At 74.4% G+C, this 12,707-nt stretch carries 13 protein-coding genes; 12 read left to right on the top strand and 1 reads right to left on the bottom strand.

All coding sequences use genetic code 11. The features are described from left to right. Nucleotides 1–88 precede the first annotated feature (88 nt). Genes ACIBTV_RS06205 through ACIBTV_RS06230 form a run of 6 tightly spaced genes read left to right on the top strand, consistent with a single transcriptional unit; the run spans nucleotide 89 to nucleotide 5,680 of the window. Entirely contained in the window at nucleotides 89–949 is an 861-nt protein-coding gene (locus tag ACIBTV_RS06205; protein WP_396702939.1) for an STAS domain-containing protein, read from the top strand. Beyond that, nucleotides 949–1,365: an STAS domain-containing protein gene (locus ACIBTV_RS06210; RefSeq protein ID WP_396702940.1), complete on the top strand. Its 417-nt coding sequence runs from the start codon at nucleotides 949–951 to the stop codon at nucleotides 1,363–1,365. Before ACIBTV_RS06205 ends, ACIBTV_RS06210 begins: the two co-directional genes overlap by 1 nt. Beyond that, nucleotides 1,362–1,781 carry an ATP-binding protein gene (locus tag ACIBTV_RS06215; protein ID WP_396702941.1) on the top strand — a complete coding sequence of 140 codons (420 nt, stop codon included), beginning with the start codon at nucleotides 1,362–1,364 and terminating at the stop codon, nucleotides 1,779–1,781. The genes ACIBTV_RS06210 and ACIBTV_RS06215 overlap by 4 nt, the downstream gene beginning before the upstream one ends. Beyond that, a complete protein-coding gene (locus ACIBTV_RS06220) occupies nucleotides 1,769–2,785 on the top strand; it encodes a SpoIIE family protein phosphatase (RefSeq protein WP_396702942.1) in 1,017 nt (338 codons plus the stop codon). Before ACIBTV_RS06215 ends, ACIBTV_RS06220 begins: the two co-directional genes overlap by 13 nt. Continuing rightward, the gene (locus ACIBTV_RS06225; protein ID WP_396702943.1) at nucleotides 2,782–4,143 is read left to right on the top strand and encodes a sensor histidine kinase; all 1,362 of its coding nucleotides are present in this window, start codon (nucleotides 2,782–2,784) and stop codon (nucleotides 4,141–4,143) included. The genes ACIBTV_RS06220 and ACIBTV_RS06225 overlap by 4 nt, the downstream gene beginning before the upstream one ends. Nucleotide 4,144: 1 nt before the next feature. Continuing rightward, nucleotides 4,145–5,680, top strand: a complete 1,536-nt coding sequence (locus ACIBTV_RS06230; RefSeq protein WP_396702944.1) for a SpoIIE family protein phosphatase — start codon at nucleotides 4,145–4,147, stop codon at nucleotides 5,678–5,680. A 34-nt stretch (nucleotides 5,681–5,714) separates the two neighbouring features. On the opposite strand, the gene ACIBTV_RS06235 is transcribed toward ACIBTV_RS06230, so the two are convergent. Continuing rightward, entirely contained in the window at nucleotides 5,715–6,530 is an 816-nt protein-coding gene (locus ACIBTV_RS06235; protein WP_396702945.1) for a DUF6597 domain-containing transcriptional factor, read from the bottom strand. Nucleotides 6,531–6,561: 31 nt separating this feature from the next. On the opposite strand from ACIBTV_RS06235, the gene ACIBTV_RS06240 reads away from it, so the two are divergent. The 6 genes from ACIBTV_RS06240 (at nucleotide 6,562) to ACIBTV_RS06265 (ending at nucleotide 12,664) form a co-directional block, all read left to right on the top strand. Beyond that, complete coding sequence (locus ACIBTV_RS06240; protein ID WP_396702946.1) at nucleotides 6,562–7,134, top strand: TIGR03086 family metal-binding protein; 573 nt, start codon at nucleotides 6,562–6,564, stop codon at nucleotides 7,132–7,134. A gap of 94 nt (nucleotides 7,135–7,228) precedes the next feature. Continuing rightward, nucleotides 7,229–7,765 carry a PadR family transcriptional regulator gene (locus tag ACIBTV_RS06245; RefSeq protein WP_396702947.1) on the top strand — a complete coding sequence of 179 codons (537 nt, stop codon included), beginning with the start codon at nucleotides 7,229–7,231 and terminating at the stop codon, nucleotides 7,763–7,765. Further along, nucleotides 7,762–8,463, top strand: coding sequence for an ABC transporter ATP-binding protein (locus ACIBTV_RS06250; RefSeq protein WP_091593355.1), 702 nt, complete (start codon nucleotides 7,762–7,764; stop codon nucleotides 8,461–8,463). Before ACIBTV_RS06245 ends, ACIBTV_RS06250 begins: the two co-directional genes overlap by 4 nt. Then, nucleotides 8,460–9,983 carry an FtsX-like permease family protein gene (locus ACIBTV_RS06255; protein ID WP_396702948.1) on the top strand — a complete coding sequence of 508 codons (1,524 nt, stop codon included), beginning with the start codon at nucleotides 8,460–8,462 and terminating at the stop codon, nucleotides 9,981–9,983. Before ACIBTV_RS06250 ends, ACIBTV_RS06255 begins: the two co-directional genes overlap by 4 nt. Before the next feature lie 108 nt (nucleotides 9,984–10,091). Beyond that, nucleotides 10,092–10,526, top strand: a complete 435-nt coding sequence (locus ACIBTV_RS06260) for a hypothetical protein (RefSeq protein WP_396702949.1) — start codon at nucleotides 10,092–10,094, stop codon at nucleotides 10,524–10,526. After that, nucleotides 10,523–12,664, top strand: a complete 2,142-nt coding sequence (locus ACIBTV_RS06265) for a bifunctional polysaccharide deacetylase/glycosyltransferase family 2 protein (protein WP_396702950.1) — start codon at nucleotides 10,523–10,525, stop codon at nucleotides 12,662–12,664. The genes ACIBTV_RS06260 and ACIBTV_RS06265 overlap by 4 nt, the downstream gene beginning before the upstream one ends. The last annotated feature ends 43 nt before the right edge of the window (nucleotides 12,665–12,707 follow it).

Genomic DNA, 12,707 nt, shown 5'->3' on the forward strand with positions numbered 1-12,707 from the left:
GCGACGATCATTCCTTTGCCTCGCGACAAGTAGTTGACCGGGCCCCGGTGATAGAGTCCGGCCGGTCCTGGTCGAGGGGGGTTTGGTAATGGCGTTGAACGCCGAGGAGAGTGGCCGGCTCACCGCCCTGCTGGGTGAGCGCGCGGAACAGATCACGCAGCGCTGGACGGAGCGCGTCGCGGAGTCGTTGCGCGGCCGGCTCAGCCACGCGGAACTGCGCCGACAGTTCCAGGAGCTGCACCGGGCCCTGATCAGCACGGGTCAGCAGGGGATCCTGGACCTGCACGCCGAGCACGCGGGTGAGCTGCGTGCCGTGCTCGCCGAGCTGTCCCGGGGACGGGCCCGCCAGGGCTTCTCCGCGACCGAGACGGCGGTCAGCGTCTTCGCCCTCAAGGACGTCGTGCTGGAGCTGCTGGAGACCGCGGGCGGCGAGCGGACGCTCCGCGACTACGTGGCGTTCTCCTCGCTCGTCGACGACATGGGGCTGTTCACCTTCGACTCCTACGTCCGCACCCGCGAGAGTCTGATCGCCGACCAGGCCGAGCAGCTCCTGGAGCTCTCCACCCCGGTGGTCAAGCTCTGGGAGGGCGTGGTCGCCGTTCCCCTGGTCGGCACGCTCGACTCGGCCCGCGCCCAGGTGGTGATGGAGCGGCTGCTGCAGACGCTGGTCGACACCGGCTCGCCGTACGCGATCATCGACATCACCGGCGTCCCCGCGGTGGACACGCAGGTCGCCCAGCACATCCTGAAGACGGTGGTGGCGGCCCGGCTGATGGGCGCCGACTGCATCATCTCCGGCATCCGGCCGCAGATCGCGCAGACGATCGTGGCGCTGGGCATCGAGTTCGGCGACATCGCCACCAAGGCGAGCCTCGCCGACGCGCTGCGGCACGTGCTGCGGCTCTCCGGTGTCGAGACGGCGCGCCGCCAGTCGCGCCGGGAGGCCTGATGGACCGGGTGCCGATCCTCAAGATCGGCGACATCCTGCTGGTCTCCATCCAGGTCGACATGTCCGACCAGACCGCCGTGCAGCTCCAGGAGGACCTCGCCGAGCGGATCGTGGCGACGGGCAGCCACGGCGTGATCATCGACATCACGGCGCTGGACATCGTCGACTCCTTCGTGGGCCGGATGCTCTCCACCATCGCCTCGATCTCGAAGGTGCTGGACGCCGAGACCGTGGTCGTCGGGATGCGGCCGGCGGTCGCGATCACCCTGGTGGAGCTCGGGCTGTCGCTCAACGGCATCCGTACGGCGCTCAACGTCGAACGGGGCATGGAGTTGATCGCGGCCGCGCGCGCCGACGAGCACGACCCGGACGAGCTCGACGACGAGGCGGACGCCGAGACGACGGCGTCGCCATGACAGCCGGCGTCGACCTGGGCCACCCGCAGGCGCAGGCGATCCAGAGCGACGAGGACGTGGTCCGCGTACGGCAGCTGGTGCGTACGGTCGCGGTGGCCGTGCAGCTCTCGCTGGTCGACCAGACCAAGCTGGTCACCGCGGCCAGCGAGCTGGCCCGCAACACGCTGGTCTACGGCGGCGGGGGCAACGTCGAGGTGGTGACCGTGGACAACGGGCGGCGGCGGGGCGTCCGCATCGTGTTCGCCGACGACGGCCCGGGGATCGCCGACCTCGACCTGGCGCTGACCGACGGCTACACCACCGGCGGTGGCCTCGGCCTCGGGCTCAGCGGTGCGCGCCGCCTCGTCGACGAGTTCGACATCCAGACCGGACCGGGCCTCGGCACCCGGATCACGGTCACCAAGTGGTCCCGGTGACCGGGGACGCGGTCGCTGACCGCGGGGTGTGGTTCCGGGTCGAGTCGAGCAGCACCGGCAGCACCGTACGGCGGGCCACCGAGCGCCTCGCCGGGGAGTTGGAGCTGGGCGAGGCCCGCACCGCCGACCTGGCCATCGTCGCCGCCGAGCTGACCAGCAACCTCGTCAAGCACGCCGAGGACGGGATGCTGCTGCTGCGCCCGGTGCGCCGGCAGCGGGACGCCGGCGTCGAGCTGGTCGTCATGGACTCGGGGCCGGGCATGGCCGACCTCACCCTCTCCTCCCGGGACGGGCACTCCACCGCCGGCACCCTCGGCATCGGGCTCGGCGCCATCGTCCGGCAGGCCAGCTGGTTCGACGGCTACTCGCTGCCCGGCCGGGGGACGGTCCTCACCGTCCAGCTGTGGCCCTCCGGGCCGCCCGAGCCGGACTGGGCGGCCGGGTTGACCCGGCCGATCACCGGCGAGGCGGTCAGCGGGGACGGGTTCGCCGTCCGGGTCGCCGAGGGGCGTCGGCAGGTGCTGACCAGCGACGGGCTGGGCCACGGGCCGCTGGCGTCGGCCGCCACCGACGCGGCGATCGCCGCCTTCCACGCGGCGCCGGCCGGGCCACCCGGGGTGGTCGTCCAGCACCTGCACCGGGCGATGTCGCACACCCGGGGCGCCGCGCTGGCCGTGGCCGAGCTGGACCCGACGGCGGGTGTCGTGCGCTTCGCCGGGCTGGGCAACATCGCCGCGCACCTCGTGGCGCCGGACGCACGGCGGCGCGGCCTGGTCTCGCTGCCCGGCATCGCCGGGCACCAACGACCGACGGTGCGGGAGTACGACTATCCGTTCGAGCCGGGCACCCAGCTGGTGATGCACAGTGACGGTGTGTCCGACCGGTGGCAGCTCGACGACTACCCGGGGCTGGCCGAGCGGTCCCCGCTGGTGGTGGCGGCGACCCTGCTCCGGGACGCCGGGGTCCGGCGCGACGACGCGTGCGTGGTGGTGGCGAGGGCATGACCGGGGCCACGGACCGTCAACCGCTGCTCCAGATGGCGCTGCGGGTCGAACACGACATCTTCGTGGTCCGTCAGCGGGGCCGGGAGGTCGCCGCGGCGGTCGGGCTGGAGCACCAGGACCAGGTGCGGATCGCCACCGCGCTCAGCGAGGTGGCCCGGGACCTGCTGCGCGCGGTCGGCGGGGCGGACGTGGCCTTCCACGCCGTCGACGGGCCGGACCGTCGCTGCCATCTCCAGGTGGAGCTCGTCCCGGTCGCCCCGCTGCCCGGGGACCGGTACGAGCCGCAGTCCGGCGCGGTGGCACGGCTGGTGGACAGTCTGGGCGCGGTACGCGTCGGGCGGGATACGGTCGTGAGGATGTCCCGACGCGTCCCCGCCACCGCGCAGGCGCTGACCCCGGAGAGGCTCACCGAGCTTCGTACGCTGCTCGGTCACAACGCTCCGGGCAGCGCTCTGGACGAGTTGGCGGCGCAGAACGAGCAGCTGATCGCGGCGCTGGACGAGGTGCGCAGCCAGCGGGACGAGCTGGCCGTGCTGAACGAGGAGCTCCAGGAGACCAACCGGGGGGTGCTGGCGCTCTACGGGCAGCTCTCCGAGGAGTTGGAGGAGACCAACCGGGGTGTGGTGGCCCTCTACGCCGAGCTGGACGAGAAGTCGGCCCAACTGCGGGCGGCGAGCGAGTCGAAGAGCCGGTTCCTGGCCAACGTCAGCCACGAGCTGCGGGCGCCCGTGACCGCCATCATGGGATTGGGTCGGCTGCTCGCCGACGACTCCTCCGATCCGCTCACCCACGAGCAGGCCGAGCAGGTCGAGCTGATCCGCTCCTCGGCGGCCGACCTGCTGACCCTCGTCAACGAGCTGCTCGACCTGGCGAAGGCCGAGTCCGGTCGGATCGAGCCGGAGTGGGCGGAGGTGGACCTCCGGCCGGTCTTCGGGCAGCTGCGGGGCACGCTGCGCGCGCTGGCCACCCGCCCCGGCGTCGAGCTGGTGGTGGAGGAGCCGCCGAGCCCGGCCATGCTGCGCACCGACGAGGTGCTGCTCGGCCAGGTGTTACGCAACCTGGTGCACAACGGGCTGAAGTTCACCGAGCGGGGCGAGGTCCGGTTGCGGGCCAGCCGGCGCGACGGGCACTGGACGCTGGCCGTCTCCGACACCGGCCCCGGCATCGCCCCCGAGCTGCACGAGCGGATCTTCGAGGAGTTCTACCAGGTGCCCGGTGCGACCCGGGTCGGTGGCACCGGTCTCGGCCTGCCGTACGCGCGGCGGCTGGTCACCCTGCTCGGCGGCACGCTGGAGCTGGCGAGCGAGCCGGGCCGGGGCAGCACCTTCACGGTCACCCTGCCGGTGGCGGGAGCCTGAGGTGGACGCGCAGTCGACGGTGCTGGTGGTCGACGACAGCCGGACCAAGCGCTACCTCCTGGTCAACTGGCTGACCCGGGCCGGGTTCCGGGTGCTGGAGGCGGAGAACGGCGCCGAGGCGTTGGCCCGCGTCGACACCGACCGGATCGACCTGGTGGTGCTCGACGTCCGGCTGCCCGACGTGAGCGGGTTCGAGGTCTGCGAGCGGATCAAGGAGGCGCACCCGGCGATGCCGGTGATCCACGTGTCCGCGCACGCGGTGGACGTGGTGGACCGGGCGCAGGGGCTGACCCGGGGCGCGGACGCGTACCTCACCGAGCCGATCGAACCGGACGAGCTGGTGGCCACCGCGCACGCGGTGCTGCGCTACTACCAGGCCCGGCAGCGGGCCGAGTTCCTCGCCGAGCGGCTGCTCGGGCTGGCCGACACCACCGTCGCGGTGCACACGGCGCCGAACTTCACCCGCCTGCTGGAGGAGGCGGCGGCCGGCGCCGCGGAGATCTTCAAGAGCCCGGCGGCGGTGGTGGCGGAGACCTTCGACGGCGACTGCCTGGCCGGGATCGCCGCCGGCCCGGGCCGGGCGGCCGGCATCGTGCCGTGGGTCGTCGACGACACCGGCGTCCCGATCGGCGCCACCGTCCGGGTCACCGATCCGGGCGAGTGGGCGCTGCTCGACTGGCCGGCCGACGACACGGTGACCGTGGCCGCCGCGCGGCTGCGCGACGACCGCGCACCCCTCTACGTCGTGGTGCCGACCAGCACGCAGACCGCGCGGACGCCGGTGTTGGTGCAGCTGGCCCAGGCGGTCGCGGCGGCGGTGGAGGCCCAGCGCTCCTTCGACGAGGAGCACCGCATCGCCGTCACCCTCCAGCGCAGCCTGCTGCCGCGCCGGATCCCGCAGATCAACGGGCTGGACCTGGCGGTGCGCTACGAGCCGGCCAGCGCGCAGACCGAGGTGGGCGGGGACTTCTACGAGCTGGTGATGCTCGACGGGCACCTGCTGCTGGCGATCGGCGACGTGGCCGGGCACTCGCTGCACGCGGCGACGGTGATGGCCGAGCTGCGGCACGCCGTCCGGGCGTACGCGGTGGAGGGGCACCAGCCCGGGGCGATCCTGCACCGGGTCAACGAGCTGATGCGGACGCTGCTGCCGACCGAGCTGGCCACGCTCTGCGTGCTGCTGCTGCACCCGCCGAGCGGACGGGTGCGGATGGCCAGCGCCGGTCACCTGCCGCCGCTGCTCAGCGTGGCCGGCGAGGTCGAGTTCGTGCAGCATTCGGCGCCGCTGCTCGGCGTGCGGGCCGAGCGCCCGGAGGATCTGGAGTTCGTGCTCCCGGCCGGTGCGACGCTGGTCTTCTACACCGATGGTCTGATCGAGCGGCGCGACGCCACGATCGACGACGGGCTCGCCGCGCTGGCCCGGGTCGCCGGGCAGGTGGACGACGACCTGGACCGGTTCTGCGAGCGGCTGCTGGTGGAGCTGGCGCCGCCGGAGATCCAGGACGACGTCGCGGTGGTCGCCCTGCGCCGCCGCTGAGCCGGGCCCGCGCATCCGCCGCCAGGTGGCGCCATTAGGCGAGTGAGCGGGCGTACGCCGCGGGCGAGGTGCCGGTGACGGCGGTGAACTCCCGGACGAGGTGGGCCTGGTCGCTGTAGCCCAGGTCGGCGGCGAGTGTCGCCCAGTCCGGTGGCGGGCCCTCGGCGGCCTGCTCGATCGCCTCCTGCAACCGGTAGCGCCGGATCACCCACTTCGGTCCGACGCCCACCCGGTCGAGGAAGAGGCGTTGCAGCCGGCGGGTGGACAGCCCGTGCCGGTCGGCGAAGGCGTCCACCCGCAGCACCGTCCGATCCGTACGGATCTCCTCCACCAGCCGGATCACCTCGTCGGTGACCGGATCCGGCTCGGGCGCCCAGCCGGTGAGCAGGTCGTCCAGGGCGCGGCGTCGCTCGGTGTCCGTACCGTCGCAGATGCCGCCGTGGTGTGCGGCGGCCGGCGGCCACGACGCGGCGAGGTCGGCGAGTGGCCGGCGGTGGCCGGTCAGCTCGGCGACCGACCGCCGCCAGAACGGCCGGAAGCCGCCGGGCCGGAACTGCACCCCGCAGACCCGACCCCGACCGGACAGGGTGATGGAGAACAGCTCCCGCCCGACGCCGGACACCTCACCGGTCTCGGGAGCGTCACCGTCGCGCTGGAACACCACGTTGACCGCCGGGTGCGGCACCACGTGCTGGGTGAAGGGCTCAGGCAGGTCCCAGTCGATCAGCCAGTAGTGCTCGACATAGCGGCGCAGCGGCGCGGCGGGCAGGTGGCGCCGGAAGTGGACCTGACGCAGCAACCGGCCGGGGTCGAGGATGCCCCGACTGTCGCCGCGCGGCTGCTGTCGCATTTCTCCAAGACCACCCTCATACGCTGGCCCTATGGCCACTCAGACTAGCGATCTGCTCGCGGCCGCGGCGCCGCGTACGGTCGCGGTGGTGCGCGGCATCGCCGACGACCAGTTGGACCTGCCGACGCCCTGCCGGGACTACGCGGTACGCGACCTGTTCAACCACCTCTTCGAGGTGGTGGTCAACTTCCAGGAGCTGGCCGCCCGGCGGCCGGTGGACTGGGCGGACAAGCCGGACTTCCTCGGGGAGGGCTGGCGGGACCGCTTCGAGGCGGAGACCGGCCGGTTGATCGCGGCCTGGTCCGACCCGGCCAGCCAGGAGGGTGTCTCGCCCGGCATGGGCATGCCGCAGACCACGGTCGGCGGGATGGCGCTGCTGGACCTGACCGTGCACGGCTGGGACCTCGCCACGGCGACCGGCCAGCCGTACGCGCCCGCGCCGGAGGTGACCGTCGCCCTGCACGAGCTGGCCGAGCAGCTCGGCCCGACGGCCCGGAAGATGGGTGTCTTCGCGGAGCCGGTGCCGACCGGCCCCGCCGTTCCCGACCTGCACCGCCTGCTCGGCCTGACCGGCCGCGACCCCGCCTGGGCCGCCACCCGCTGAGACCCCGCGTCGATCTCCCCTGGGGAGGCCTCCGGGGGAGATCGACGCGTGCGCCTGCTTGACTCCAGCTATTCACCCGGTGAATAGTGGCGGGGTGTCCACACCGCACGTGCTGCTCGGGCTGCTCGCCACGGGCAGCAAACACGGCTACGAGCTCAAGCGGGCACACGACGAGCGGCTGCCCCGGGCCCGGCCGCTGGCCTTCGGGCAGGTCTACGCCACGCTCGGCCGGCTGCAACGGGACGGGCTGGTGGCCGCCGCCGGGCAGGACCGCGACGCCGGCCCGGACCGGACGACCTACGCGCTCACCGGTGACGGGCGCGCCGCGCTCGACCGCTGGCTGTCCACCGTCGAGCCACCCATGCCGTACGTGGCGAGCACGCTCTTCGCCAAGGTGGTCGTGGCGCTGCTCGTCGCCGACGTGGACCGGGCCCGGTCCTACCTGATCGACCAGCGCCGCGCGCACACCACACGGCTGCGCGAGCTGACCGCGCTCAAGACCGACCCGGCGGCCCGGCTCGACGACGTCGTCGCGGCCGACTTCGCCATCGCACACCTCGACGCCGACCTGCGCTGGCTGCACACCACGCTGGACCGGGTCGCCGACTGGCACCGGGAGGTGCACGCATGACCGAACTCCAGGCCCGTGGCGTGGTCAAGGCGTACGGGCGGACGCCCGCGCTGCGCGGCGTCACGCTGGACGTCGCCGAGGGGGAGATCGTCGCGGTCACCGGGCCGAGCGGCTGCGGCAAGTCCACCCTGCTGCACTGCCTCGCCGGGATCCTGCGCCCGGACGCCGGTGAGGTGCTCTGGCAGGGCCGGCGGATCGACGGCTGGTCCGAGGCGACCCGGTCCCGGCTGCGCCGCACCGAGTTCGGGGTGCTGTTCCAGTTCGGTCAGCTCGTCGCCGAGCTCACCGCGGCGGAGAACGTCGCGCTTCCGCTGTTGCTCGCCGGCACGGGGCGGCGAGAGGCGCGGACCGCGGCGCTGACCTGGCTGGAGCGGTTCGGTGTGGCCGACGTGGCCGACGTGCGTCCGGGGGAGATGTCCGGCGGCCAGCAGCAGCGGTGCGCCACCGCCCGGGCGCTGGTGACCGAGCCGCGGGTGCTCTTCGCCGACGAGCCGACCGGCGCGCTGGACACGCTCACCGGCGAGCAGGTGCTGGGCGCGCTGGTCCGGCTCGCCCGGGAACAGCGCACCGCGATCGTCCTGGTGACCCACGAGCCGCGCATCGCCGCGTACGCCGATCGCGAGGTGGTTCTCCGCGACGGCATGGTCGACCACACCGGGCTGGGCCTGGACACGCCGCTCGCCGGCGGCCACCGGTGAGGCCGGGCACCCTGCTGCGGCTGGCCCTGGCCGGCACCCGCACCGACACGGCCCGGGTGCTGCTCACCGCGCTGAGCGCCGCGCTCGCCGCGTCGGCCGCGCTGGCGGCGTTGACCGTGCTCGCCATCCCGGAACCGGTCGGTGACCCCTACGCCCAGGCCGAGCAGTACCGCAACGCGTTGCTGCGCGAGCCGGGCCTGCGCGGCGGCACCGCGTTCGCCCTGTTGCTGCTCATGATCCCGGTGCTGGCGCTGGCCGGGCAGTGCGCCCGGCTCGGCGCGCCGGCCCGCGACCGGCGGTTGGCGGCACTGCGGCTCGCCGGCGCCACCCCCGGCCAGGTCGGCCGGCTCGCCGTGCTGGAGACCGGGGTGGCCAGCCTCCTCGGCACCCTCACCGCCCTGGGGCTCCACCTGGGCGGCCGGGTGCTGCTGGGCCGGCCCGACGCACGGGGTCAGCTGGCCCTCCCCACCGACGTGCTGCCGGCACCCGGCGCGCTGGCTGCCGTCGTGCTCGGGCTGCCGGTGGTGGCCGCGCTCGCCACCGCGGTGCTCCTGCGCCGGGTCACCACAAGTCCGCTCGGGGTCACCCGCCGGGTCGAGCGGGAACGAGGGCCGCGGCCGTGGTCGGCGATCCTCATCGCGACCGGGCTGGCCGCGTTCGCGTTCGGCGGGCTGACCCTGCGCTCGTACGACGACGGCACCGCCCCGCCGGTCGGGCAGGTGCTGGGGCTCTTCGCCGGCGGTGGGCTGGTGGCGATGGCCGGCGTGGTGACCGGCACCGGCTGGATCTCCCACACCGCCGGTCGGCTGCTGCACCGGCACGCCCGGGGCCCCGCCGCGCTGCTCGCCGCCGGGCGGTTGACGGCCGACCCGTGGGCCGGCAGCCGCACCTTCGCCGCGCTGCTGGCGGCCGTGATCTTCGGGGCCGGCGCGGCCGGGATGCGGGCGTACTTCGTCGCCCAGGACGAGATCGAGCGCCGGCAGAACCGCCTCGCCGGTGTCGACCAGGGGGCCAACCCCTTCTACCTGGCCACCATGGATCTGGTCGACCTCGCGGTGGCGGTGGCGGTGGGGATCGCCGCGGCGGGCCTGCTGGTCGCCGTGGTCGAGGGCATCGTCGCGCGGCGCCGGGCGTACGCCGCGCTGGTGGCGACCGGCGTTCCCCGGGGCACCCTGGCCCGGTCGATCGTCTGGCAGTCGGCACTGCCCGCGGTTCCCGCGATCCTGCTGGCGCTGGGCGTCGGCCTGTTCCTGTCTCGAGGGCTCTTCGCCGGCGCCACCCAGGGCGCGTCCTCGTACGAGGTCTGCGAGGCCGGCGCCGACATCTGCGCCGACGCGGTCGCCCGCCAGCAGCACACGCGCATCGTGCACACCCCGGAGGTGCGGGTCACGCCGGACGTACCGATGGAGCACCTGGCGCTGCTCGGGGCCGGCGCGCTGGCCGCGGTGCTGGTCACCGTGGGGATCGGCCTGCTCTTCCTGCGGGCGAGCACCGCGGTCGAGGAGCTTAGGACGACCTGAGGCCTGTAACGCCCCGACGCGGTCGGGCGCTGTCCGTGCCGGAGGCCCGGCGGTCGGGCCCTCGCCGGGCCGCGCGGCCCGGCGGCCCTGGCGGCGGGAGTTCGACAGATGCACAACCAGCCCGGTGGGAGCCCGCCGGTGTTCGTCGACCGCACGGGCCGGCGTCGCCGCCTCGCCGTGATCGGCGGCACCGCGATGGGGCTGGGTCTCCTCACCAGCTTCGCGCTGATCCTCGCCGGTCTCTTCTTCGACTCCCCCGTGCCGCTGCCCGGCTGGTCGGACGACCGGCCGGCGCAGCCCATCGAGGCGGGCCTCGACGGGCGGGAGGGCAGCGGCGACGCACCCTCCCGGGTGCCGTCACCGACCACCACCCGCACGTCCGGCCCGACGGCCGGCGGCTCCCCGACGGCCGTCCCGTCGGCCGTCCGCCCCACACCGGCCGCACCCGCCACCGCCCGCCCGTACGGCACGGACCAGCCGGGCCTGGGTGACGAACGGCGCAACACGGCGAGGCCCAGCAAGTCGCCGGGCAAGCCGAAGTGACACAGCCACGGCACGTCGCGCGACGCGACCCCCGGGCCCACTGGCTCCTGCTCCTGCTCGGTCTGGTGCTGCTGCTCGCCGCGCTCACCCTGCACGGCCTGGTGACCGGGCTGGGCGGGGGCTCCGGCCCGGCGGCCGCCGACGGGACCACCGGTGTGCACCACACCGGTGTGCCGAAGGCCGTCGCCGCCGGTGGGCCGGTGCTCCGGCTCGACGGTCCCGACCCGATCAGCCGGGCGATGCCCGAGCGGACGGTCGCGCTCACCTTCGACGACGGGCCGGACCCGCGCTGGACCCCGCAGGTGCTCGACGTGCTCCGTCGCCACCACGCCCACGCCACGTTCTTCGTGGTCGGGGCCCGGGTCAACGAGCACCCCGAGCTGGTGCGGCGGATCCTCGCCGAGGGGCACGAGATCGGCTCGCACACCTTCACCCACGCCGACCTCGCCGGCCTTCCCGGCTGGCGGCGCGACCTGGAACTCGCGCTGACCCGCAAATCGGTCGCCGGGGCGACCGGGCGGGAGGTCACCCTGTTCCGCCCACCCTTCTCGTCGCTGCCGTCCGAGCTGAGTGAGGCCGACTACGACGCGCTCCGCGGCGCGGCCGGCAGCGGTCACATCGCCGTGCTCGCCGACCGCGACACCCGGGACTGGGAGCGCCCCGGCGTCGACCGGATCGTCGGGGCGGCCACCCCGGCCCGCGGCGCGGGCGCGGTGGTGCTGATGCACGACGGCGGCGGCGACCGGGCGCAGACGGTCACCGCGCTGGACCAGCTGCTGGCGAAGCTCACCGGGGACGGGTACGCCTTCACCACCGTCTCGGCCGGTGTCGGGGCGCCGGAGTCCGCGCTGCCGGCGAGCACCGGCACCCGGCTGAGCGGCACCGCGCTGCGCTGGACCCAGCTGGGTGCGGCCGGGGTCGCCGGCGCCATGAACCTGCTGCTCGGCGTCGCGCTGGCGCTCGGCGTCGCCCGCCTGGCGGTGCAGGTGGTCTGCGCCCGACGACACGTCCGCCGGGTCCGCCGACCCGCCACCCACCGGCCGGTGGTGCGCGCCCCGGTCTCGGTGATCGTGCCCGCCTACAACGAGGCGGCGAACATCGCGGCGACCGTCCGGTCCCTGGTGGCCAGCGCGTACCCGGCGATCGAGGTGATCGTGGTGGACGACGGCTCGACCGACGGCACCGCCGACATCGTCGAGCGGATGCGCCTGCGCGGGGTCCGGGTCATCCGCCAGGCGAACGCCGGCAAACCGGCCGCCCTGAACACCGGCATCCGGGCCGCCCGCGCGAACCTGCTGGTGCTGGTGGACGGCGACACGGTGTTCCAGCCGGACACCGTCCACCGGCTCGTGCAGGGCTTCGGCGACCCGACCGTGGGCGCGATCTCCGGCAACACGAAGGTGGCCAACCGGCGGCGGCTGCTCGGCCGCTGGCAGCACCTGGAGTACGTGATCGGCTTCAACCTCGACCGCCGCATGTACGACGTGCTGGAGTGCATGCCGACCATTCCCGGCGCGATCGGCGCGTTCCGCCGTGAGGTGCTGCTCGGCGTCGGCGGGGTGCCGGGGGACACCCTGGCGGAGGACACCGACCTCACCATGCGGGTGCTCCGCGCCGGCTGGCGGGTGGTGTACGAGGAGTCGGCGATCGCCTGGACCGAGGCGCCGTCCTCACTGCGGCAACTGTGGCGGCAGCGCTACCGCTGGTGCTACGGGACGATGCAGGCGATGTGGAAGCACCGGCACGCGCTGCGCGAGGCGGGCGCCGGCGGCAAACTGGGCCGGCGCGGCCTGCCGTACCTCACGGTGTTCCAGATCGTCCTGCCGCTCACCGCGCCGGCGGTCGACGTGTTCGCCGTCTACGGGCTGTTCTTCCTGCCCTGGTCGACGCTCGTGCTCGGGTGGCTCGGGCTGCTGCTGCTCCAGGTGCTCACCGCCGGCTACGCGCTGCGCCTGGACCGGGAACGGCCCGGCCCGCTGTGGACGCTGCCGCTCCAGCAGCTCGTCTACCGGCAGGTGATGTACCTGGTGGTGGTCCAGTCGGTGGTCACCGCGCTGATCGGCAACCGGCTGCGCTGGCACCGGATGGTCCGCACCGGAGAGGCGGCGGCCCTGGTCACCGCGGGCCGCGTCGGCTGACGCCCGGCGGCGGCCCGGGTCACCGTGGGCCGCGCCGGCTGGT

It is taken from the genome of Micromonospora sp. NPDC049366 (genome assembly GCF_044466625.1).
Classification (GTDB): Bacteria; Actinomycetota; Actinomycetes; order Mycobacteriales; family Micromonosporaceae; genus Micromonospora.

What these genes read in the sequence shown, in the direction of transcription:
- ACIBTV_RS06205 (WP_396702939.1), top strand. Translation starts at nt 89, where the DNA reads ATGGCGTTGAACGCCGAGGAGAGTGGCCGGCTCACCGCCCTGCTGGGT.
- ACIBTV_RS06210 (WP_396702940.1), top strand. Translation starts at nt 949, where the DNA reads ATGGACCGGGTGCCGATCCTCAAGATCGGCGACATCCTGCTGGTCTCC.
- ACIBTV_RS06215 (WP_396702941.1), top strand. Translation starts at nt 1,362, where the DNA reads ATGACAGCCGGCGTCGACCTGGGCCACCCGCAGGCGCAGGCGATCCAG.
- ACIBTV_RS06225 (WP_396702943.1), top strand. Translation starts at nt 2,782, where the DNA reads ATGACCGGGGCCACGGACCGTCAACCGCTGCTCCAGATGGCGCTGCGG.
- ACIBTV_RS06235 (WP_396702945.1), bottom strand. Translation starts at nt 6,530, where the DNA reads ATGCGACAGCAGCCGCGCGGCGACAGTCGGGGCATCCTCGACCCCGGC.
- ACIBTV_RS06240 (WP_396702946.1), top strand. Translation starts at nt 6,562, where the DNA reads ATGGCCACTCAGACTAGCGATCTGCTCGCGGCCGCGGCGCCGCGTACG.
- ACIBTV_RS06250 (WP_091593355.1), top strand. Translation starts at nt 7,762, where the DNA reads ATGACCGAACTCCAGGCCCGTGGCGTGGTCAAGGCGTACGGGCGGACG.
- ACIBTV_RS06260 (WP_396702949.1), top strand. Translation starts at nt 10,092, where the DNA reads ATGCACAACCAGCCCGGTGGGAGCCCGCCGGTGTTCGTCGACCGCACG.